The sequence below is a fragment of the Shinella yambaruensis genome (genome assembly GCF_050859155.1).
GTDB lineage: Bacteria > Pseudomonadota > Alphaproteobacteria > Rhizobiales > Rhizobiaceae > Shinella > Shinella yambaruensis.
This window is the reverse complement of sequence record NZ_CP150638.1, coordinates 3,358,795-3,379,548: the sequence shown is the minus strand read 5'-3', so window position 1 is coordinate 3,379,548 and position 20,754 is coordinate 3,358,795. Positions and strand designations below refer to the sequence as shown.

Below are 20,754 nucleotides of genomic sequence, written 5' to 3'. Positions count from 1 at the left end.
CGGCCCGTCAGGCAAGAGCCGGCGTTCAGCCGGCTGCGCGGTCCTCTCCAAAGAAGGCCTGGCCGCCATGATCGAACTGCAGGCGCGCGAGGCGGGCGTAAAGCCCGTCCTGCCGGATGAGCGACTGGTGGGTGCCTTCCTCGACGATGCGGCCTGCCTCCATGACGAGGATGCGGTCGGCCTTCAGCACGGTGGCGAGACGGTGGGCGATGACGATCGTCGTGCGCTTGCCCATCTGGCCGTCGAGGGCCTTCTGGACGAGCGTCTCGCTTTCCGCGTCGAGGGCGGAGGTCGCCTCGTCGAGCAGCAGCAGCGGGGCGTCCTTGAGGATGGCGCGGGCGATGGCGATGCGCTGGCGCTGGCCGCCCGACAGCGTGACGCCGCGTTCGCCGACCATGGTGTCATAGCCCCTGTCGAGCCGTTCGATGAACTCTTCCGCCTGCGCCGCCCTTGCGGCGGCCCGCACGGCCTCGTCGCTGACGCCGGACATGCCGAAGGCGATGTTGTCGCGGATGGTCGCTGCGAAGATGGTGACGTCCTGCGGCACGAGCGCGATGCGGCGGCGCAATTCGTGCGGATCGGCGGCACGAAGATCGACGCCGTCGAGAAGCACGGTGCCGGCATCGGGATCGTAGAAGCGCAGCACCAGCGAGAGGATCGTGCTTTTGCCGGCGCCGGAAGGGCCGACGATGGCAACGGTCTCGCCGTGCTTCACCGCAAAGGTCAGGCCGTTGATGCTGCGATAGCCGGGACGGGCGGGATAGGCGAAATGCACATCATTGAAGGTCAGGTCACCGCGCGCGGGCAGCGGCAGGGCCACGGGGTTCGCGGGCGCGGTGATCGCCGGCGGCTCTTCCAGGAGCTCGGTCAGGCGCTCGGCCGCGCCGGCGGCCTGCGAAAGCTCGCCCCAGACTTCCGACAGCGCGCCGAGGCTGCCGGCGGCAAAGACCGCATAGAGCAGGAACTGGCCGAGCGTGCCGGCCGAAAGCGTGCCCGACAGCACGTCGCGGGCGCCGAACCAGAGCACGGCGACGACCGAGCCGAAGATCATGGCAATGGCAAAGCCGGTCAGCAGCGAGCGGGCGCGGATGGCGGAGCGTGCGGCGCCATAGGCCTGCTCGACCGCGCCGAAGAAGCGGGCGCGGGCGGCGTCTTCCGCATTGAAGGCCTGCAGCGTGCGCGTGGCGCCGATCGCCTCGCCGGCATAGGCGGAGGCGGCCGCCAGCGTGTCCTGCGCCTCGCGCGAGCGGCGGCGCACGGAGCGGCCGAAGGCGACGAGCGGGAAGACGATGATGGGAATGGCGGCGATGACGAGGCTGGAGAGCTTCGGGCTGGTATAGACCATCATGGCGATGGCGCCGAGACAGAGGATGAGGTTGCGCAGCGCGACGGAGGCGGTGGCGCCGACGGCGGACTTGATCTGCGTCGTGTCGGCCGTCAGCCGCGAGACGATCTCGCCGGACTGGTTGACGTCGAAGAAAGCGGGCGAGAGCTTCGTCACATGGGAAAAGACGTCGCGGCGCAGGTCCGCCACGATGCGCTCTCCGAGCGTGATGACGAAGTAGTAGCGCATGGCGCTCGCCAGCGCGAGCAGGCCGGCCAGCGCGAAGAGCATCGTGAAGTAGGTGTTGATGAAACCCGCATCGGCGCCGGAAAAGCCGTGGTCGATCATGCGGCGCACGGCGAGCGGCAGGGCGAGCGTGGTGACGGCGGCCATGACGAGCGCTGCCAGCGCCCCGGCGACGAGGCCGCGATAGCGACTGATATAGGGAGCAAGCCTGCCCAGCGGACGAATGTTGCGGCGCGCCGATTTTTCCTGCGCGCCCTTCTCTCTGTCTGTGGACACCATACCCCCGTTTCCAGCGCCTTCAGGCACGAATTGTCTTTCGGCTCTTGTTATCCGGACGGCCTTCATGTATAGGCTCGCCATCGAATTGGGAAGCCGTAGGTCCGACCGACCGCGGCTTCATTTACGTCTTTGGCCCCGCTGTCGCAATCCATTGCGACAATTGGCCCCCGGAACAGGCAGGAAAATTGTCATGAAGGCTGATATTCATCCCGCATACCACACCATCAAGGTCGTGATGACCGACGGCACCGAGTACGAAACCCGTTCGACCTGGGGTTCGGAAGGCGCGACGATGAACCTCGAAATCGATCCGAAGTCCCATCCGGCCTGGACCGGCGGCAACCAGCAGCTCATGGACCGCGGCGGCCGCGTCTCCAAGTTCAAGAAGCGCTTCGAAGGCCTCGGCCTCTAATCCGCCTGCTTCGGAAGAGTTTGAGAAACCCGGCTTCGGCCGGGTTTTTTGTTGTGCGGAAACCGCCCCTCATCCCCCTGCCGGGACCTTCTCCCCGCAAGCGGGGAGAAGGGGGTGTCGCGCCGGTTTCCCTTCTTCTGTGGGTAAGTGATTGCGGACAAACAGCGCGCCCAGCCTTCCTCGCCCCGCTTGCGGGGAGAGGATGCCGGCAGGCAGGTGAGGGGCGATCAGCTGCGCCGTAAGCAACAAAAAACCCGGCCGAAGCCGGGTTGTCTCGTGTGATGCGCTTGCGGCTGCTCAGTTGCTGCCGAAGGCCGTCTGCAACAGGTTGATCTGGGCCTGTACGCTGTTCTGGTTGTCGGGCGCGAAGGTCTGGACGTCCTGCGGGCGATAGATCTCGCGGTCGAGCAGGGCGATGCGGTTCTGCAGGCGCAGCGAGCGTTCGATGAGGTCGCGGAAGGCTTCCGGCAGGTCGTTCCAGCCGGGCGCCGTCTTGTCGACGTTGAAGCTGTCGAGGCGGACCTTGTTCTTTTCCGAAAGCACCTGGTCGCGGCTCATCTCGCCATTGTTGACGGCGCGCTGCAGGAGCAGCCAGGAGGCCATCTGCATCAGGCGGGTGGTGAGGCGCATCGATTCGGCCGCATAGAGCACCGAGGCCATGCGGGGCAGCACCTTGGAGGCCTGGCGGCCGACGCCGTCCAGATAGCTCGCGGTCTCCTCGACCAGACCCATGCCCTCGGCGTACAGGGACTTGAATTGCGCCGACGCCGCAACGTGGCCAGCGAAGCTGACGGTATTCAATCCTCTTTCGGACATGGTTTTATCCCTGTTGAACGCATCACATGCAGGTAACGGAAGGTCGGCCTGCGGTGTTCCAATCGGCCGGTCTGTGTCGTGAGGATGATCCCATAACCCAATTCGCGCAAGGGTATTCTTAAGAAAGGGTTAATCTCCACAATTCTTTCGGGACAGGCCGTGCGTGGGGTGGCGGCGAGCAAAAAAAGAGCCGCGGGAAGCGGCTCTCAAGGTAAAACAGGGAGAAAAATCAGACCGAAACCCCGGGGGGTGAAAATGTCTGAATCCGGAAGGACCGGATGCACAAGTAATAACAGGGAAGGCTTAATGGCCGGTTAACTTTATTGGTGGTTTGCTCGTGCCTGTGCCTTTTCGGCAAGGCTGCGGCAATCCGGCACAGGTTCAGCGGAACAGGTTTTCCGCCGCCGAGCGGCTCGCGCCCTTCTTCAGCTTCTCCGCCTCAAGCCGTTCGATTTCCGCGCGCAGGAGGTCGATTCGGGCGGCAAGCTCGTCGACGGAGAGCAGCGAGAGGTCGCTGCCGATCTCATGGGCGATCTTCTTTACGGGGCGGTCGTCTTCGAAAAAGCTCATGCGGGGCGCTCCTCCTGTTGCTCGTCGGCGGCCTGCGGCTGGGCGAGGGCGCGCGGCGAAAGCTGTAGGCTTTCCGGCGTGGTGAGCGTGCCGGGGTTGAGGGTCGTGTAGGTCTCGCGCATCTCGGCCGGCAGCGCGGCGCGGCGGCGGCTGCGGAAGATGGCGTAGACGGTGATGAGGATATGCGCACAGCAGGTGACCATGAAGAGCGCATAGGGGCCGACCGCGGACATGATCGGGCCGCCGAGCGTCGGGCCGATGATCGTGCCGACGCCGTAGAGCAGCAGGAGGCCGCCGGAGACCTTGACGAAGTCCTCGGGGCTGGCGAAGTCGTTGGCGTGCGAGACGGCGATGGGGTAGAGCGCGTTCGCCATCGCGCCGTAGAGGGCCGTCAGCACCAGAAGCACGATGACGGAGGCCGGCTGGAAGACGAAGAGCGACAGGCCCGCCGCCGCGGCGATGGCCGAGAGGGCCGCGAGCACGATGCGCCGGTCGACCCGGTCAGACAGGCGGCCGGCGGGCAGCTGCATGACGGCGCCGGCAAAGATGGCGACGCTCATCATGATGGCGATCGTGCTGGAGGTGAGGCCGGCATTGGCGCCGAAGACCGCGCCGAGCGTGCCGAAGGCGCCATTGGCGATGCCGATCAGCACGATGCCGACGCTCGCGACCGGCGAGGTGCGGTAGAGGGCGGGGATGTCGAGCCTGACCTGCTTCAGCGGCTGCGGCGAGGCGGCGGTGGAGAGCGTCGTCGGCAGCATGGCGAGGCAATAGAGGATGCCGGCGAACATGAAGAGCATCGGCGTCGTGACGTCGCCCAGCGCCACGGTCATCTGGCCGCCGACGGTGCCGACGAGGGTGATGGCGATGTAGAGCGAGAAGATCAGCCCGCGGCTTTCATTGGTGGCGCGCTCGTTCAGCCAGCTTTCGATGATCATCGAGGTGCCGGCGATCGAGAAGCCGGTGACGGCGCGCAGCGCGATCCACCAGACCGGATCGACCAGCATGCCGGTAAGCAGCGCGATGATGGCGATCAGCGAGGCGAAGCCGGAAAAGGCGCGTACATGGCCGATGCGCTTGACCACGGTGGGCGCCAGAAGGCAGCCCAGAACGAAGCCGGATGCCCAGGACGTGCCGAGCAGGCCGAGCATCGTCGTCTCATAACCTTCGAAGGCGCCGCGCATGGGCAGGAGCAGGCCGTGCAGGCCGTTCCCGAGGAAGAGGAACAACGTGCCCATGAGAAGCGCGAAGACGGAAATGAGGTTTTTACGCATGAGGTTTTCGTGAGTTTCGCCAATGGGTAAGGAATAGCGTACCTGCCACCGATTGCCAGATGCAAAGCGCGCGGGCGAGCGATTTTCAGGCGCCACGCTGATCGCTTGGAAAAGTGTCTGAGGTGTGACAGGAAGGGCGGAGAAAGGCCGCCATGTCGAAAATCCTGCCCGCCCTGCTTCTCGCCGTCATGCTGCTGCATCTCGTCCGGCCCCTCGGCCTGCCAGGGCTGAGACGGCGCGCGGATTTCTGGAAGATCGCCGTCGTCGCCATCGCCTTGATGATGCTGACCGTGCTGATCCGGCCGTAACAAGATGTTGTCCAACAGGACCAGCCGCGACCAGAAGGCCGCAAACGTCTTCTTGTCATGATTTAGGCCCGACCTGACCATTTATCCTCCGGGCGCGGTGGTGGAACCTCGGCTCGGAGGCCGAGGATGACGGCAGTGGATGGCGCGAGGGTTGCGGCTGGATCCTGAAACGCAAAAGGGCCACCCGAAGGTGGCCCCCATGAGGTTTGGTCCGGTGCGGACCCGGGCCTTGCGGCCCGAAGGAAGGCGGGGATCAGAACGAGGGCTGCCTCGTTGCGTTCACCACAATTCCCATGCCCGAAGCCAAGACCGAAATCTCATTAGACATTGGATCACCTTCCTTTCTCAACGTTGACGATAAGAGGAATGTAAGCGATCCGACGCCAAGCGCAAGGGTTCTGCCGTTATTTCTGCTGGTGCAGGACGTCGACGCCCGGCAGGGGCTTGCCTTCCATCCATTCCAGGAACGCGCCGCCGGCGGTCGAGACATAGGTGAAATCGTCGGCGACGCCGGCATGGTTGAGGGCGGCAACGGTATCGCCGCCGCCGGCGACGGAAACCAGCTTGCCTTCCTTGGTGCGGGCAGCGGCGTGTTTGGCGGCGGAGACCGTCGCGGCGTCGAAGGGCGCGATCTCGAAGGCACCCAGCGGGCCGTTCCAGACGAGCGTCGCGGCGCGCGAGATCCAGGCATTGACCGCCTCGACCGTCTTCGGGCCGACATCGAGCATCATGGCATCGGCCGGGATGGCGTTGACGTCGACCACCTGGTTCTCGGCATTGGCCTTGAACTCGCGGGCGACGACGCCGTCTTCCGGCAGCACGATGGCGCAGGTGGCGGTCGCCGCCTCGATCATGATCTGCTTGGCGGTGTCTGCAAGGTCATGCTCGCAGAGCGACTTGCCGACATTGGTGCCGCGGGCGGCGAGGAAGGTGTTCGCCATGCCGCCGCCGATGACCAGCGCGTCGACCTTCTTCACGAGGTTCATCAGGAGGTCGATCTTGGTGGAGACCTTCGCCCCGCCGACGATGGCGACGACCGGACGGCCCGGGTTGCCGAGGCCCTTCTCGAGGGCTTCCAGCTCGGCCTGCATGGTGCGGCCGGCATAGGCGGGCAGGAGGTGCGCCAGGCCCTCGGTGGAGGCATGGGCGCGGTGGGCGGCGGAGAAGGCGTCGTTGACGAAGATGTCGCCGTTTGCGGCCAGAGCGGCGGTGAAGTCCGGGTTGTTCTTCTCCTCGCCCTTGTGGAAGCGGGTGTTTTCCAGAAGCAGGACATCGCCGTTACCCATGGCGGCGATGGCGGCGGCGGCCGGCTCGCCGGTGCAATCGGCGGCAAAGCCGACCTTCCTGCCGAGGACGTCGTTGACGGCGGGCAGGATCTGCTCCAGCGACATGTCGGCAACGACCTCACCCTTCGGGCGGCCGAAATGGGCGAGCAGGATGACTTTCGCGCCCTTTTCCGAGAGTTCGCGGATGGTCGGGGCGACACGCTCGATGCGGGTCGCATCGGTGACCTTGCCGTCCTTGACCGGAACGTTGAGATCGACGCGGACGAGCACGCGCTTGCCGGCGATGTCGGTGAGGTTGTCGAGGGTCTTGAAGGTCATGAGGAGTGGGCTCCCGTCAAAGTCTTGTAAATAGGGTGGGGTAGTCGGTCACGAAGCCGTCGGCATCGACCGGAAGCTCCGCGCTGAATGTGCGATCCGCCGCTTCATAGAGGTAACGGCTTGCCGGCGCGAGGCAGGTATAGTGCTGGCCGTCCACGAAGGGCATGAACGTATCGAACGGGACGTAGACCATGGCCAGCGTCGTCTTCCCATGTTCGACGGAAAGACCCAGCCGCCGGATCGGCAACGTGTTGGTGAAGGGCGAGCCGGCGAGATCGATGTCCATGCAGCCATCGAAGGCGGGAAAGGGTTTTCCGTCCTCTCCGCTCCAGCGGCCTTCGCCATCCGATGTCATCGCGATGCGCCGGCCGGCCATGTCTTCGACGAGGAAAGCGCGGACGCGCCAGGCTGTATCGAGATCGATGCGGTAGCGAACGCCGAAGGGCCGGTTGCCGTGGTCGCCGATCACGGTGCTTTCGGCCCGAAGGCCGCCATCGACGGCGCGCACGGTCAGGTGTTCCAGCCCCTCGCCCTCCAACGGACGCCAGCGGACCGTCTTGAGGACAAGGGGCGGGAACATGTTTGGCGTCCTTAGATCAGCTTGCCGAGGGCAACGGCCGTGTCGGACATGCGGTTCGAGAAGCCCCACTCGTTGTCGTACCAGGAAAGGATGCGCACGAGGTTGCCGTCGAGGACCTTGGTCTGGTCGGCGGCGAAGTTCGAAGAGTGGCTGTCGTGGTTGAAGTCGATCGAGACCAGTGGGCCGGTGACGTAGTCGAGGATGCCCTTCAGCTCGCCTTCGGCGGCTTCCTTGATGGCGGCATTGACTTCCTCGGCGGTGACGTTGCGCTTCGGCACGAACTTCAGGTCGACGACCGAGACGTTCGGGGTCGGCACGCGGATGGCCGAACCGTCTAGCTTGCCTTTCAGCTGCGGCAGCACGAGGCCGACGGCCTTGGCGGCGCCGGTCGAGGTCGGGATCATCGACAGGGCCGCCGCGCGGGCACGGTAGAGATCCTTGTGCATGGTGTCGAGGGTCGGCTGGTCACCCGTGTAGGAGTGAACCGTCGTCATGTAGCCCTTCTCGATGCCGAAGGCCTTGTCGAGCACGTAGGCGACCGGAGCAAGGCAGTTCGTCGTGCACGAGGCGTTGGAGATGACGAGGTCGTCCTTGGTCAGCGTGTTGTGGTTGACGCCGTAGACGATGGTCTTGTCGGCGTTGTCGCACGGGGCCGAGACGATGACGCGCTTGGAGCCGTTGGCGAGGTGCGCGCCGGCCTTTTCCTTCGTCGTGAACAGGCCGGTGCATTCCAGCGCGATGTCGACGTCGCCCCAGGGCAGTTCCTTCGGGTCGCGGATGGCGGTGACGCGGATCGGGCCGCGGCCGACGTCGATCGTGTCGCCGGAAACGGTGACGGTGCCCGGGAACTTGCCGTGCACGGAATCATAGCGAACGAGATGCGCGTTGGTCTCGACCGGGCCGAGGTCGTTGACGGCGACGACCTCGATGTCGGTGCGGCCGGATTCGACGATGGCGCGCAGAACGTTGCGGCCGATGCGGCCAAAACCGTTGATGGCAACTTTCACAGTCATGTGGGGTCTCTCCCTATCAATAAACGTTTGGCGGGGTAGGGCGCGGCGGGCCGCGCCTTACGCACTCAGGCGAGCTTGGCTTCCGCGGCGGCGACGACGGCTTCCGGCGTGATGCCGAAGTGCTTGTAGAGGTCCTTGTAGGGACCGGACGCGCCGAAGGAGGACATGCCGATGAAGGTGCCGTCCGAGCCGATGAAATGATCCCAGCCCTGGCGGATGCCGGCTTCGATGGCGATCTTGACCGGCGAGTTGCCGATGACCGCCTGCTGGTAGGCTTCCGGCTGCTCGGCGAAGAGCTCGACGCAGGGAACCGAGACGACGCGGGTCGAAACGCCCTTGGCCGACAGCGCCTGCTGGGCCTTGACGGCGATCTCGATTTCCGAGCCGGAGGCGAACAGCGTCACCTTCGCGTCGCTGGCGGAGACGAGATCGTAAGCGCCGCGGGCGCAAAGATTCTCTTCCTCGTATTCCAGACGCACCGGCATCAGGTTCTGGCGGGTCAGCGCGATGGCCGACGGGCGGTTGTGGCTTTCCAGCGCAAGCTGCCAGCATTCGGCCGTTTCCGTGGCGTCGGCCGGGCGGAAGACGAGCAGGTTCGGGATGGCGCGCAGTGCCGCCATGTGCTCGACCGGCTGGTGCGTCGGGCCGTCCTCGCCAAGGCCGATGGAATCGTGCGTCAGGACGTGGATGACGCGGATGCCCATCAGCGCGGCAAGGCGGATCGACGGGCGGCAGTAATCGGAGAAGATCAGGAAGCCGCCGGAATAGGGAATGAGGCCGCCATGCAGCGCCATGCCGTTCATCGCCGCCGCCATGCCGTGCTCGCGCACGCCGTAATGGATGTAGCGGCCGGAGAAGTCGGTCGGGGTGATCGACTTGGTCTGGCTGGTCTTGGTGTTGTTCGAACCGGTGAGGTCGGCCGAACCGCCGATGGTTTCGAGGAGAACGCCGTTGATGACTTCCAGGGCGTCTTCCGAAGCTTTGCGGGTGGCCGGGTTCGGTTTGGTTTCGGCAAGCTTCTTCTTGTAGGCGGCGATCGCCGGTTCGAGGCCGCTCTCGAGGTCGCCGGCAAAGCGGCGGACGAACTGGGCCTTCTTCTCGGCGTCCGTCTTTTCGAGACGCGCTTCCCATTCCTTGTGCGTCTTGGCCGAGCGCAGGCCCGCGAGACGCCAGGCGTCGAGCACGTCGGAGGGCACGACGAAGGCTTCCGATTCCCAGTTCAGCGCCTTGCGGGTGGCGGCGATCTCTTCGGCGCCGAGCGGCGAACCGTGCACCTTGTGCGTGCCGGCCTTGTTCGGGGCGCCCCAGCCGATCGTCGTCTTGCAGGCGATCATGGTCGGCTTGTCGGACTTCTGCGCCACTTCGATCGCCGCGGCGATCGCATCCGGATCATGGCCGTCGACGGCGATCGTGTTCCAGTTCGAGGCGCGGAAGCGGGCGTGCTGGTCGGTCGAGTCGGCGATCGAGATCGGGCCGTCGATGGAGATGTTGTTGTCGTCCCAGAACACGATCAGCTTGTTGAGCTTCAGGTGGCCGGCGAGCGAGATTGCTTCCTGGCTGATCCCCTCCATGAGGCAGCCGTCACCCGCGAGGACGTAGGTGTAGTGCTCGATGAGGTCGGAACCGAACTCGTCGCGCAGCTTGCGTTCGGCAAGCGCCATGCCGACGGCGTTGGCGATGCCCTGGCCAAGCGGACCGGTGGTCGTCTCGATGCCGGCGGCGTGGCCGTATTCCGGGTGGCCGGCGGTCCTGGCGCCGAGCTGGCGGAAGTTCTTGATCTCGTCGATCGTGATGTCCTCGTAGCCCGTCAAGTACAGGAGCGAATAGAGGAGCATCGAGCCGTGGCCGGCCGACAGCACGAAGCGGTCGCGGTTCGGCCAGGACGGCGTCTTCGGATCGAAGGAGAGGAAGCGGGTGAAAAGAACCGTTGCGATGTCTGCTGCGCCCATGGGCAGGCCGGGGTGACCCGAGTTCGCCTTTTCCACGGCATCCATGGAAAGGAAGCGAATTGCGTTCGCCATCCGGTCGTGTTTTTCGCGAGAGATCATGACTGTTCCGTATTCTTCGGGGTTCAGGGCCGCTGCCCTTTCGGGCATCGGTTAGGAAGCGGGGTGACACATAGCAGGTGCACCGTCGGAGTCAACGAATTCGGCGGTTTTTCCGGCCTTTGAAGGCCGATTCCGCCGGCTTTTTTAGCGTTTTCGAAAGGGTGCGGGAGGGGGCCTACGCTCCTTGCGGGAACGCTGATCCACAGGGGCTTTCCCGCGTGCACGGCCGCGCTGTTGACGCTCGGGCCCGCAGTTGAATACTGTCAACGCAAGAGAACCGGCGCTGGCGGCGGCGATTCGCGTTTTTTGAGAGTGCCGGTGAAGGCTTTATGACGAACGGGGAAACAGTCAGGGCGGCGATCGAGGAGCTTCGCAGGGCGATACTCAGCCTCGACAATGCGCTCGACATGCGCTTCGACCGCGAGCGCGACCATGGCGAGGTCGAAGGCGAGGTGCGTCGGGTGAATGCCGACCGCTCGCGGCTCGCCCAGGAGCTCGACCAGTCCGAATTCCGTGCAAATCGCCTGGAGGAGGTCAACCGCGAGGTCTCCCGGCGGCTCGTCACGGCCATGGAAACCATCCGGGCCGTGCTCGACCGCTAGTCCCCGCAATCAGGAAAATCCGCATGGCACAGGTAACCGTACAGATCGATGGCAAGGCCTATCGCATGGCCTGCGAAGAGGGCCAGGAGGCGCATCTCGAAGAGCTCGCCTCCGGCTTCGATCAATATGTCGGGCACCTGAAGAGCCAGTTCGGCGAGATCGGCGACCTGCGCCTGACCGTCATGGCCGGCATCATGGTCATGGACGAACTCAACGACGTCAGGCGCCGGCTGACCAAGCTGGAGGCGGAGACCGAGGACCTGCGCAAGGGCCGCGAAGGCGTGATGAGCGAGGTTTCCCGCAACGAGGATGCGATCGCCCAGGCGCTCGGCGAGCTGACCAGCCAGATCCAGGGCATGGCGGCGAAACTGTCCGGCAAGCCGCCGGTCAACTGAGCGGCAGAATTGCCACTGGCGAAGACGCCGGTTTGCGCCTATATATCGGATGCGATCTGCGCTTCCCGACAGGAACCACAATCCCTGGGGCCATACTCGATCCAAAGGGAGCTGTCCCTGACCCGGCCCGTGGGCTTGGTCACACGGTGCCCACCTACGTTTGTAGGCACCCAGGATCGTAACTCTCCATCGGTCGTCGCGGATCGTGCTTTCTAGACTTTTCGGCGTTCGATCCTCTTGAATAACGCCTTGATCGTGTGGGATTTCCCGCGTGCAGCTTCGATCCTCATGGTCATAGCAAGCTCGTCATAGCCGCTATGCCACAACCTGATGTCGAAGGCTTTGCCCGCATAGGTCTTACGCGTCCCCTGTTTCCAGAATCCTGCGCCGTTCGCGGTTCGGCGGTCTCTTGTTTCGGCAATGGCTATCCAATCATTGTTGGCGAGAATTTCAAGCGATGCGCCGTTTTGGAGGATGGTAATCCGGCACGTCGTGCATGCACCGGCATTGGAGAAAATCTGCTGCCATTCGCCATGAAAACGGTCCTCCGCCATCGCCGGTTTGGCAAGTCCCGCGGCATAAAGCAGAATGACCGTCGCCAAAAAATGCTTCATGCCGGAACCCTTCCGCTATCCTGCCTTGATATAATCTAGGCGTGTGTCGGCGGCGTCGCGAGTCCTATCAGAACGTTTGCTCACGTTATGGTTAAAGCGCAAAACAAAACGGCCGCCCGAGGGGCGGCCGTCGCGTTTCCCTTTGTCGGAGGATATTTACGCCGCCGCCTTCAGTTCCTTGTCGATCATGGCGCGCAGGCTGCCGAGATCCTTGGCGAAGGCGCGGATGCCTTCGGAAAGCTTTTCGGTTGCCATGGCGTCTTCGTTCAGCATCCAGCGGAAGGCCTTCTCGTCGATCTTGATCGGCGAGACCCTGGCGACCTTTTCCGGCGAGAGCTTGCGCTCCAGCGTGCCTTCGGCGGCGTCGAGCTCTTCGAGCAGTGCCGGGCTGATCGTCAGGCGGTCGCAGCCGGCAAGGGCTTCGATCTCGCCGGTGTTGCGGAAGGAGGCGCCCATGACGATCGTGTCGATGCCGTTCGACTTGTAGTAGTCGTAGATGGCGCGGACGGAGAGCACGCCCGGATCCTCTTCCGCCGTGAAGGTCTTGCCGCTGGCCTTGACGTGCCAGTCGAGGATGCGGCCGACGAAGGGCGAGATGAGGAAGACGCCGGCATCGGCGCAGGCGATGGCCTGGGCCTTGTTGAAGAGCAGCGTCAGGTTGCAGTCGATGCCGTCCTTCTGGAGGACTTCCGCGGCGCGGATGCCTTCCCAGGTGGAGGCGAGCTTGATGAGGATGCGGTCGCGGGTGATGCCACGCGCCTCATAGGCCTTGATGATCTCGCGGCCCTTGGCGATGGAGGCTTCGGTGTCGAAGGAGAGGTCGGCGTCGACTTCGGTCGAGACGCGGCCGGGCACGAGTTCGGCAAGCGCCGCGCCGACGGAGATGGCAAGGCGGTCGGCCACGGCCGAGACGACTCCCTCGCGGTTGCCGCCCTGCGACTGGCCCCAGCGGATGGCTTCCGTGACGGTGTCGGCGAACATCGGCGTGCCGAGTGCCTTCAGGACGATCGTGGGGTTGGTGGTGCAATCGACCGGCTTCAGGCGGCGCACGGCTTCGATGTCGCCGGTGTCTGCCACGACGGTCGTCATCGCACGAAGTTGTTCAAGCTTGGACGTCATATCCGAAATCCCGAATGGTTGTTGCTGGGCCGCCGGGCGCTGAAACGCTCGGGCCCTCCTCCATGTTCCTGTGATAGCGCGCGCGGCGACCGTGCTTCCTGTTTCAGTCGCCGTGCGGGCTGGCACAACCAATCTGCCGACGGAATGCCGCCAGCCGATATGACGCGGACTATCATCGCTTCCGCGGGGAAAAGTCAAGCACTTTTGACCAATCTCTTGAACATATGTCGCATTTTTTGTTTCCTGTGTTATGGTGCGATCGAACATTGCAGAGAAAGATGGAGGCGACGTGGCAAGGCTCCGGCGCGACACACATACGGCCTATTCGGAATCGGCGGCACTGCGCCTGCGGGCGGCCTGGCTCTACTACAACCAAGGCCTCACCCAGAAGGACGTGGCGGAGAAGATCGGCGTCAGCCGCACCACGGTCATCCGCATGCTGGACGAGGCGCTGAAGCGCTCCGAGGTGCAGATCTGGATCAACGAGGGTGTCGCCGATTGCGTCGAGCTCGCCGTGCGGCTGGAGAAGGCCTATGGGCTCGACGAGGCCGTGGTGGTGCCGGCGGCCGACAGCGCCGAGACGACCGCCAAGGGCGTGGGCCTTGCGCTCGGCCAGTTCCTCACCGAGGCGATCCCGGACGATTGCACGATCGGCGTCGGCTGGGGACGCACGCTCACCGCCTCGCTCGCCAGCTTCCGCCCGGCGCGGCGCGAGCGGGTGAAGGTCGTCTCGCTGCTCGGCGGGGTCGTCGAGGCGCACCATATCAACCCGATCGAATACACCTGGCGGCTGGCGAGCCAGCTCGGCGCGGAGTGCTACCTGTTCCTGGCGCCGCTGCTTGTCGATTCGCGGGAGACCAAGCGCAGTCTCATCGAGAAATGCGGCCTGAAGACGCTGTTCGAACTGGCGGAGAACATGGATATCGCCGTCGTCAGCTGCGGCGACATCGGCCCGCGTTCCAGTTCGCTCTCGCGCGATTTCATCGCCCGCCACGAGCTGGAGGAGCTGATCGCGGCCGGCTGCGTCTGCGATACGATGTGCAATTTCCTCGACGCCGAGGGCCATACGATCGACCATCCGATCCGCCATCGGGTTATGTCCATCGACCTCGACACGGTCAGCAAGGCGCGTCATATCGTGCTCGTCTCGGGCGGCGCGCATCGCGCGCCGGCGATCCGCGCCACCATCCGCCGGGTCGGCTGCAACACGCTGATCACCGACGAGGGGGCGGCGCTCGCCATGCTGCGGCTGGCGGAGGCTTCCGCCGCCGCATAGGGCCCTAGATCAGCCTGAGGCGGACGGCGCGGGTGATCGCGCCGGTGATGTTGCGGGCGCCGAGCTTTTCGATGGCGCTGCGCATGGCGTCCGTCACGCGCGTCATGGCGATGTCGGTTTCGAGCACGATATCGGCCGGCGTCCTGCCGTTGGCGGCAAGTTCTAGGCACCGCTTTTCGATCTCGGTCAGCTCGGGGAGGGGGGAAAGATCGTTTTCCGAGGACATGCGCCCCGCTTAAACGCTGCAGTCTGCCGCCGAAAGCACAAGCTGTCCCAATGCTTAACGGGCCGGCCCGGCTTTTCGCCGCCTTGTCCCGATGTGGCACAGCCGCCTTTCCCGCGTGCCAGTCGGCTTCTGCGACGTCCCGCCGTCGCAACCGGGATGGGGATTTGCCTTCCGGCGCTGCTAGCTGGTAAGCCACGCGCAGCAAGGCTGGAGACGACAGTGACACCGAAGGAACAGAAGGCGGCGATCCGCAACGAGCGGCTGGCGCTGCGCGATGCCATGGCGCCCGAAGCGCGTATCGAGGGCAGCCTTGCCATGGTGGAGCTTGCGGGCGACCGCATCGCATTTGCGCCCGGCGCGGTGATTTCGGGTTTCTGGCCGATCCGTTCGGAGGCCGATATCCGCCCGCTGATGGCGCATCTTCGCACGCGCGGGGCGCGGCTTTGCCTTCCCGTCGTGCTCGACCGCGAGACGATCATCTTCCGGGAACTGGCCATCGGCGCGCCGGTGATCAAGACCGGCTTCGGCACGACCGGGCCGGGGCCGGAGGCGGCGGTGCTCGATCCCGATATCCTCCTCGTGCCGCTCTCCGCCTTCGACCGGGCAGGCCACCGCATCGGCTACGGCGCCGGCCACTATGACCGGGCGATCGATCGCCTCAAGGCAAAAGGCCGTGTGCCGAGACTGATCGGCATTGCTTTCGATTGCCAGGAAGTGGCATCAGTACCCGCGGAGCCGCACGACGTCGCGCTGGACGCGATCCTCACCGAAAGCGGCCTTCGTTTGTTCCAACAGGTTTCGTAAGGTTCTTCGATGCGTTTTCTCTTTCTCGGCGACATGGTGGGCAAGACCGGGCGGACCGCCGTCTGGCAGCGCCTGCCGGGGCTGATCAGCGATCTCAAGCTGGATTTCGTCGTCGTCAACGGGGAGAACGCGGCCGGCGGCTTCGGCATCACGGAAGACATCTTCCTCGAGACGATCAATGCCGGCGCGGACGTCGTGACGACCGGCAACCACGTCTGGGACCAGAAGGAGGCCGTGACCTTCGCCAGCCGGCACGACCAGTTCCTGCGCCCCGCCAACTATCCCGCCGGCACGCCCGGCCGCGGCGCCAATCTCTTCATTGCGCGGAACGGCGCGCGCGTGCTCGTCGCCAACATCATGGGCCGGGTCTTCATGCATCCGGAACTCGACGACCCCTTCACCGCGGGCGAGACGATCCTCGCCTCCTGCCCGCTCGGCGAGCAGGCCGATGCGGTGATCTTCGATTTCCACGCGGAGGCGACCAGCGAGAAGCAGTGCTTCGGCCATTTCGTCGATGGCCGCGCCAGCGTCGTCGTCGGCACGCACACCCATGTGCCGACCGCCGATTGCCAGATCCTCAACGGCGGCACCGGCTACATGTCGGATGCCGGCATGTGCGGCGACTACGATTCCTCCCTCGGCATGGAGAAGGAGGAGCCGCTCAACCGCTTCATCTCGAAAATGCCGAAAGGCCGCTTCGAGGCGGCCTCCGGGCCGGCGACGATCTGCGGCCTGGCGGTCGATATCTCCGACCGCACCGGCCTTGCCGAAAAGATCGCGCCGCTTCGCCTCGGCCCGCGCCTTGCCGAAACCCTGCCGGATTTCTGGACCTAGAGAAATTCCAGCAAAAGTGCGAAGCGGTTTTGCGTCCGGTATTACGGCAAAACAAGAGGTTGAGTGTTTTCGCCGGAAAAGCGGAAACGCTCTGACCTCAGATCATGTGGCGCAGGTGATCGGCCGAGCCGTCGGTGAAGGTCAGGTGCGCCTTCACGCCGACATCCGGCTCCTCGTCCGGGTTGAAGTTGGCCTTGGCGATCTCCCAGCCGAATTTCAGCTTGCTGCCCGTCGAGGCCCACACTTCCGCGTCCTCGATCTCCAGCGCCAGCATGGTGAGCTTCGGATCGTCCTTGCCATGGTCGAACCAGGCTTCGACGATGGAGCTCCAGTATTCGTCGACCTTGATCGGATCCTTGCGCACGGAGATGCGGCCCGCAAGGCAGGCGTGATAGTCATGGTCCTTGCCGACCACGCAGAAATGGGCGCGTGCGCCCGGTGAAATCGCCTCGACGATCTCCGCATCGGTCTTGGTGAAGAACCAGATGGTGGCGGTCTGGCGGTCGAGCTGCGGGGCCATCGGCTGCATGTGCATGTGGCTTCCGTCGACACCGAGCATGCCGGCATGGATCCTGTCGATCTCGTCGAAAAGCTGCTCCTTCGGGTTTTCGCGTGCCTGGGTGAGGTTGGACATGGTTGCTCCTCGCAATCGTTGGATTGATGGACGGGGAACGTGAGGCGGCGGGCAAGGTTCCGCTCAACAAGCGCTCAACGGATTGTGATCGGCCGGCCCGCCGCACAATCTCGACCCGTCGGCCCGGCGGGCGCATAGTCGCGCCGACCAATGAACGGAGCCGCCCATGCCGCATCTCCTGCTCATTCCGTTGATCCTTGCCGTCCTTGCGGTCTTCGCCGCTCCGCGGGCCTCGCTCGCGCAGGCCGAAACGCCGGTCAGCCAGTGCCAGATGATCGCGCGCTCGCTTCCCGCCGTCACCTTCGCCAGTTTTTCGGCAAGCGCCGCCTTGCGGGTTCAGGCGAAGGCGAACGAGGAGGTGCGCATCACCTATGTCGGCCATTCGACCTTCTTCATCGAGACGCCGGGCGGCGTGAAGATCGCGACGGACTATAACGGCTGGTACAAGCCGCCGGCGCTGCCGACCGTGGTGACAATGAACAAGGCGCATTCCAGCCACTATACGACGAACCCGGAGCCGGGCATCGAATATGTGCTGCACGGCTGGCAGGACGGTTCGGAGAAGGGCGCGGACCATGATGTCGTCGTCGGCGACACCTATATCCGCAACGTGCCGACCGATATCCGCGGCTGGGGCGGGGCGATGGAGCCGAACGGCAATTCCATCTTCATCTTCGAGGTGGCGGGCCTGTGCATCGGCCATCTCGGCCACCTGCATCATGAGCTGACGGAGAAGCAATATGCCGAGATCGGCCGGCTCGACGTGTTGATGGTGCCGGTGGACGGCGGGCTGACCATGGGCGCGGAGAGCATGAGCCGCGTCGTGCAGCGCCTGCGCTCGGCGCTGATCCTGCCGATGCACCGCCGCGGGCCGCCGATCAGCCAGTTCCTCTCCATGTTCGGCGAGGGCTTCGATGCCGTGACCGATGACGATGCGACGGTCACCGTGTCGATCCGCAACTTGCCCAAGCGGCCTACGATTCATATTCTCTCCGGCGTTTGATGCCCGGAGTTTTTCATGCGTTTCCTTCTTGCCGTGCCCGCCGTCCTGCTCTCCTCCGCCCTTGCCTTCGCAAGCAGCGCGCCGACGCCGGGCGGTCCCGGTGCGGAATCGGGCCAGCCGCGGGAGATCGTGACCCAGCCGGTGGAAAAGCTGCCCACACGCGCCTTCGGCGTGGCGCAGAGTTTTGTCATGCCGTCCGGCAATATCGGCTGCATCTACATTCCCGAGGGCGGCACGGAGACCTACCAGCCGGCCGATGGCGGCCCGGAACTCTCCTGCGACCGGGTGGAGCCGAAATATGTGCGCGCGACGCTAGGTCGGAGCGGCAAGGCGGTGGTGCGCACCAATGTCGGCGACCAGGGATGCTGCGGCGGTGACAGGACCATACCCTATGGAGAAACGTGGTCGGCCGGTCCCTTCACCTGCTATTCGGAGCGCACGGGGCTGACCTGCGAGCGCAATGACGGTCATTCCTTCCTCTTGAGCCGTGCCCGCCTGCGCGCCGACTGAAACCGGCCGTCGCTTTGTTCGCCGGACTGCTGGACGTGCGGCGGCAATGAAATTATAAGGCGGCATTCCGAAAATCGGGGCGGCAGGGCGACGCTTTACCGCGGCGACACGCTCCGCACACAGCCGGCGACCGAAGAAACGGGCGCCGAACAGATGAGACAGGGGTGCCATGGCTGGCCATTCACAGTTCAAGAATATCATGCACCGCAAGGGTCGGCAGGACGCCGTGCGGTCGAAAATGTTCTCCAAGCTCGCCCGTGAAATCACGGTTGCGGCAAAGACGGGCCTGCCCGACCCGGCGATGAACGCCCGCCTGCGCCTGGCGATCCAGAACGCCAAGGCGCAGTCCATGCCGAAGGACAATATCGAGCGCGCGATCAAGAAGGCGTCCGGCGCAGACAGCGAGAACTACGAGGAAGTCCGCTACGAGGGTTACGGCCCGGGCGGCGTCGCGGTCATCGTCGAGGCGCTGACCGACAACCGCAACCGCACCGCCTCCTCCGTCCGTTCGACCTTCTCCAAGGCCGGGGGCGCGCTTGGCGAAACCGGTTCGGTCTCCTTCTCCTTCGATCGCGTCGGCGAGATCACCTACAAGCTGTCGGCCGGTGACGCGGACACCGTCATGGAAGCTGCCATCGAGGCCGGCGCCGAGGACGTGACGACCGACGAGGACGGCCACACGATCATCTGCGGCTTCGAGGATATCGGCGAGGTCTCCAAGACGCTGGAAGACAAGCTCGGCGAAGCCGAGACGGTCAAGGCGATCTGGAAGGCGCAGAACACCGTGCCGGTCGACGAGGAGAAGGCGCAGTCGCTGATGAAGCTCATCGACACGCTGGAAGACGATGACGACGTGCAGAACGTCTATTCGAACTTCGAGGTCTCCGACGAGGTGATGGCCAAGCTTTCGGCTTGACGAGACAGGAAATCGCGGCTGCCCCTCATCCGGCCTGCCGGCCACCTTCTCCCCGCAGGCGGGGAGAAGGGACAAGCCGCTGGGCTTTCCTCAAACGCGATACCTGTTTGTCTTGGAAAAGGGGGGCATCCCTTCCTTCTCCCCGCCTGCGGGGAGAAGGTGCCGGCAGGCGGATGAGGGGCGGTTTTACGCCACGCTCTCTCCTTATACCGCCTCAGCCAGCGCCTCCCGCGCCTCGGCGAAGAGCCGCACCGATTTCAGCCGCGCCTCCATGTCGTAGACCGGCATCGACACGATCAGTTCGTCCGCCCCGGTCAGCGCTAGGAAATCGGCGATGCGGCGCCTGATCGTCTCCGGCCCGCCGACCACCGCATATTGCAGCGTGTGCCCGACCATGATGCGCTCCTCGCCGCTCCAATGCGGGTCCATATCGTCGACCGGGGGCGGAAATGCTCCGGGCGTGCCGCGGCGCAGGCGCACGAAGGATTGCTGCATGGACGTGAAGAGATAATCGGCCTCCGCGTCCGTATCGGCGGCCGTGCCCATCACGCCGACCATGACATGCGGCTTGTCGAGGTGCTGCGAGGGCTCGAAGCGCTCGCGGTAGATTTCGAGTGCCGTCAGCAGCATGTCCGGCGCAAAATGCGAGGCGAAGGCGAAGGGCAGGCCCAGCATGCCGGCGAGATGCGCCGAATAATGGCTGGAGCCGAGCAGCCAGACCGGCACGTTGCTGTCCGCGCCGGGAATGGCGACGACCTTCTGCGCGGGGCTTGCCGGCCCCATCAGCTGCATCAGCTCGACGACGTCCTGCGGGAAATTGTTGGCGGCGCTGTCGAGGTTGCGGCGGAGCGCCTGCGCGGTGCGCATGTCGGTGCCGGGCGCACGGCCGAGGCCGAGATCGATGCGATCCGGAAAGAGCGCGGCGAGCGTGCCGAACTGTTCGGCGATGACGAGCGGTGAATGGTTCGGCAACATGATGCCGCCGGAGCCGACGCGGATCTTTTCCGTGCCTGCGGCGACGTGCTGGATGACCAGAGACGTGGCGGCGCTGGCGATGCCGCGCATGCCGTGGTGCTCGGCGAGCCAGAAGCGCTTGTAGCCGTGCGCTTCGGCTTCCTGCGCGAGGCGCCGGGAGTTCTCGAGCGACTGGGCGACGGTGCCGCCTTCGATGATCGGGGAAAGATCGAGGATGGAAAAGGGCACCATGGCCGCGGCCTCTTTGTAAGCGGATTTGATTGTGCTCCCATGTAGGTTCAGTTTCGTGAAATCCAAGCGATGGCCCGAGGGTTTTCGCGGCGCCGGATGGAATTGCCGGTCTGTTTTTGTTTTGTTCACATTTCGCTGGCA

23 protein-coding genes and 1 other RNA gene are annotated in these 20,754 nt (G+C 64.7%); 11 read left to right on the top strand and 13 right to left on the bottom strand.

The features are described from left to right. Nucleotides 1-25: 25 nt before the first annotated feature. Entirely contained in the window at nucleotides 26-1,849 is a 1,824-nt protein-coding gene (locus WMC41_RS16620) for an ABC transporter transmembrane domain-containing protein (RefSeq protein ID WP_432344904.1), read from the bottom strand. 190 nt (nucleotides 1,850-2,039) lie between these two features. Between WMC41_RS16620 and rpmE the strand changes: the two genes are divergently transcribed. Next, nucleotides 2,040-2,261 carry a 50S ribosomal protein L31 gene (gene rpmE, locus WMC41_RS16615; RefSeq protein ID WP_023516320.1) on the top strand — a complete coding sequence of 74 codons (222 nt, stop codon included), beginning with the start codon at nucleotides 2,040-2,042 and terminating at the stop codon, nucleotides 2,259-2,261. A 297-nt stretch (nucleotides 2,262-2,558) separates the two neighbouring features. On the opposite strand, the gene WMC41_RS16610 is transcribed toward rpmE, so the two are convergent. The 3 genes from WMC41_RS16610 to WMC41_RS16600 all read right to left on the bottom strand — a co-directional run bounded on the left by WMC41_RS16610 (nucleotide 2,559) and on the right by WMC41_RS16600 (nucleotide 4,921). Continuing rightward, nucleotides 2,559-3,077: a DUF1465 family protein gene (locus WMC41_RS16610; protein ID WP_272806456.1), complete on the bottom strand. Its 519-nt coding sequence runs from the start codon at nucleotides 3,075-3,077 to the stop codon at nucleotides 2,559-2,561. 381 nt (nucleotides 3,078-3,458) lie between these two features. Continuing rightward, nucleotides 3,459-3,647, bottom strand: a complete 189-nt coding sequence (locus WMC41_RS16605; protein ID WP_064331139.1) for a DUF1192 domain-containing protein — start codon at nucleotides 3,645-3,647, stop codon at nucleotides 3,459-3,461. Continuing rightward, nucleotides 3,644-4,921, bottom strand: coding sequence for an MFS transporter (locus tag WMC41_RS16600; protein ID WP_272806455.1), 1,278 nt, complete (start codon nucleotides 4,919-4,921; stop codon nucleotides 3,644-3,646). Before WMC41_RS16600 ends, WMC41_RS16605 begins: the two co-directional genes overlap by 4 nt. Before the next feature lie 152 nt (nucleotides 4,922-5,073). Between WMC41_RS16600 and WMC41_RS16595 the strand changes: the two genes are divergently transcribed. Continuing rightward, nucleotides 5,074-5,229, top strand: coding sequence for a hypothetical protein (locus WMC41_RS16595; protein ID WP_244768316.1), 156 nt, complete (start codon nucleotides 5,074-5,076; stop codon nucleotides 5,227-5,229). A gap of 404 nt (nucleotides 5,230-5,633) precedes the next feature. Here WMC41_RS16595 and WMC41_RS16590 read toward each other — a convergent pair whose 3' ends face one another. The 4 genes from WMC41_RS16590 to tkt form a co-directional block, all read right to left on the bottom strand. After that, nucleotides 5,634-6,833 carry a phosphoglycerate kinase gene (locus tag WMC41_RS16590; protein WP_432344899.1) on the bottom strand — a complete coding sequence of 400 codons (1,200 nt, stop codon included), beginning with the start codon at nucleotides 6,831-6,833 and terminating at the stop codon, nucleotides 5,634-5,636. Nucleotides 6,834-6,849: 16 nt separating this feature from the next. Beyond that, on the bottom strand, nucleotides 6,850-7,413 hold the full coding sequence (locus WMC41_RS16585) for a putative glycolipid-binding domain-containing protein (RefSeq protein ID WP_432344897.1): 564 nt from the start codon (nucleotides 7,411-7,413) through the stop codon (nucleotides 6,850-6,852). Between the two features lie 11 nt (nucleotides 7,414-7,424). Next, the gene (gene gap, locus WMC41_RS16580) at nucleotides 7,425-8,426 is read right to left on the bottom strand and encodes a type I glyceraldehyde-3-phosphate dehydrogenase (protein ID WP_272806452.1); all 1,002 of its coding nucleotides are present in this window, start codon (nucleotides 8,424-8,426) and stop codon (nucleotides 7,425-7,427) included. A gap of 65 nt (nucleotides 8,427-8,491) precedes the next feature. After that, nucleotides 8,492-10,474: a transketolase gene (gene tkt, locus WMC41_RS16575; protein ID WP_272806451.1), complete on the bottom strand. Its 1,983-nt coding sequence runs from the start codon at nucleotides 10,472-10,474 to the stop codon at nucleotides 8,492-8,494. Nucleotides 10,475-10,803: 329 nt separating this feature from the next. On the opposite strand from tkt, the gene WMC41_RS16570 reads away from it, so the two are divergent. From WMC41_RS16570 to ssrS, 3 genes are all read left to right on the top strand, one after another. Then, nucleotides 10,804-11,076 carry a DUF4164 domain-containing protein gene (locus WMC41_RS16570; protein ID WP_037408596.1) on the top strand — a complete coding sequence of 91 codons (273 nt, stop codon included), beginning with the start codon at nucleotides 10,804-10,806 and terminating at the stop codon, nucleotides 11,074-11,076. 23 nt (nucleotides 11,077-11,099) lie between these two features. Next, on the top strand, nucleotides 11,100-11,471 hold the full coding sequence (locus tag WMC41_RS16565) for a cell division protein ZapA (protein WP_244768321.1): 372 nt from the start codon (nucleotides 11,100-11,102) through the stop codon (nucleotides 11,469-11,471). Nucleotides 11,472-11,521: 50 nt separating this feature from the next. Beyond that, nucleotides 11,522-11,680: non-coding RNA, 6S RNA (gene ssrS, locus WMC41_RS16560), on the top strand. A 3-nt stretch (nucleotides 11,681-11,683) separates the two neighbouring features. Here the strand turns inward: ssrS and WMC41_RS16555 are convergent. Continuing rightward, entirely contained in the window at nucleotides 11,684-12,085 is a 402-nt protein-coding gene (locus tag WMC41_RS16555) for a hypothetical protein (protein ID WP_432344892.1), read from the bottom strand. A gap of 156 nt (nucleotides 12,086-12,241) precedes the next feature. Further along, complete coding sequence (gene tal / locus WMC41_RS16550; RefSeq protein ID WP_272806449.1) at nucleotides 12,242-13,204, bottom strand: transaldolase; 963 nt, start codon at nucleotides 13,202-13,204, stop codon at nucleotides 12,242-12,244. Between the two features lie 289 nt (nucleotides 13,205-13,493). On the opposite strand from tal, the gene WMC41_RS16545 reads away from it, so the two are divergent. Continuing rightward, nucleotides 13,494-14,480, top strand: coding sequence for a sugar-binding transcriptional regulator (locus WMC41_RS16545; protein ID WP_244768324.1), 987 nt, complete (start codon nucleotides 13,494-13,496; stop codon nucleotides 14,478-14,480). 4 nt (nucleotides 14,481-14,484) lie between these two features. Here WMC41_RS16545 and WMC41_RS16540 read toward each other — a convergent pair whose 3' ends face one another. Then, the gene (locus WMC41_RS16540; protein WP_244768325.1) at nucleotides 14,485-14,706 is read right to left on the bottom strand and encodes a LuxR C-terminal-related transcriptional regulator; all 222 of its coding nucleotides are present in this window, start codon (nucleotides 14,704-14,706) and stop codon (nucleotides 14,485-14,487) included. 219 nt (nucleotides 14,707-14,925) lie between these two features. Between WMC41_RS16540 and WMC41_RS16535 the strand changes: the two genes are divergently transcribed. Both WMC41_RS16535 and WMC41_RS16530 read left to right on the top strand, forming a co-directional pair. Continuing rightward, nucleotides 14,926-15,510, top strand: a complete 585-nt coding sequence (locus tag WMC41_RS16535; RefSeq protein WP_432344888.1) for a 5-formyltetrahydrofolate cyclo-ligase — start codon at nucleotides 14,926-14,928, stop codon at nucleotides 15,508-15,510. A gap of 9 nt (nucleotides 15,511-15,519) precedes the next feature. Then, nucleotides 15,520-16,344, top strand: a complete 825-nt coding sequence (locus tag WMC41_RS16530) for a TIGR00282 family metallophosphoesterase (protein WP_244768327.1) — start codon at nucleotides 15,520-15,522, stop codon at nucleotides 16,342-16,344. 97 nt (nucleotides 16,345-16,441) lie between these two features. Here the strand turns inward: WMC41_RS16530 and WMC41_RS16525 are convergent, their stop codons facing one another. Then, nucleotides 16,442-16,978 (bottom strand): pyridoxamine 5'-phosphate oxidase family protein, encoded by a 537-nt coding sequence (locus tag WMC41_RS16525; RefSeq protein WP_244768328.1) that lies wholly within the window; start codon nucleotides 16,976-16,978, stop codon nucleotides 16,442-16,444. 166 nt (nucleotides 16,979-17,144) lie between these two features. Here WMC41_RS16525 and WMC41_RS16520 point away from each other — a divergent pair, with 166 nt between their 5' ends. From WMC41_RS16520 to WMC41_RS16510, 3 genes are all read left to right on the top strand, one after another. Next, complete coding sequence (locus WMC41_RS16520; RefSeq protein WP_432344885.1) at nucleotides 17,145-17,981, top strand: MBL fold metallo-hydrolase; 837 nt, start codon at nucleotides 17,145-17,147, stop codon at nucleotides 17,979-17,981. A 15-nt stretch (nucleotides 17,982-17,996) separates the two neighbouring features. After that, nucleotides 17,997-18,491 carry a hypothetical protein gene (locus tag WMC41_RS16515; protein ID WP_432344883.1) on the top strand — a complete coding sequence of 165 codons (495 nt, stop codon included), beginning with the start codon at nucleotides 17,997-17,999 and terminating at the stop codon, nucleotides 18,489-18,491. A 169-nt stretch (nucleotides 18,492-18,660) separates the two neighbouring features. Beyond that, nucleotides 18,661-19,407, top strand: coding sequence for a YebC/PmpR family DNA-binding transcriptional regulator (locus tag WMC41_RS16510; RefSeq protein WP_432344882.1), 747 nt, complete (start codon nucleotides 18,661-18,663; stop codon nucleotides 19,405-19,407). A gap of 204 nt (nucleotides 19,408-19,611) precedes the next feature. Here the strand turns inward: WMC41_RS16510 and WMC41_RS16505 are convergent, their stop codons facing one another. Then, nucleotides 19,612-20,613 (bottom strand): LLM class flavin-dependent oxidoreductase, encoded by a 1,002-nt coding sequence (locus WMC41_RS16505; protein ID WP_432344880.1) that lies wholly within the window; start codon nucleotides 20,611-20,613, stop codon nucleotides 19,612-19,614. Nucleotides 20,614-20,754: the final 141 nt, after the last annotated feature.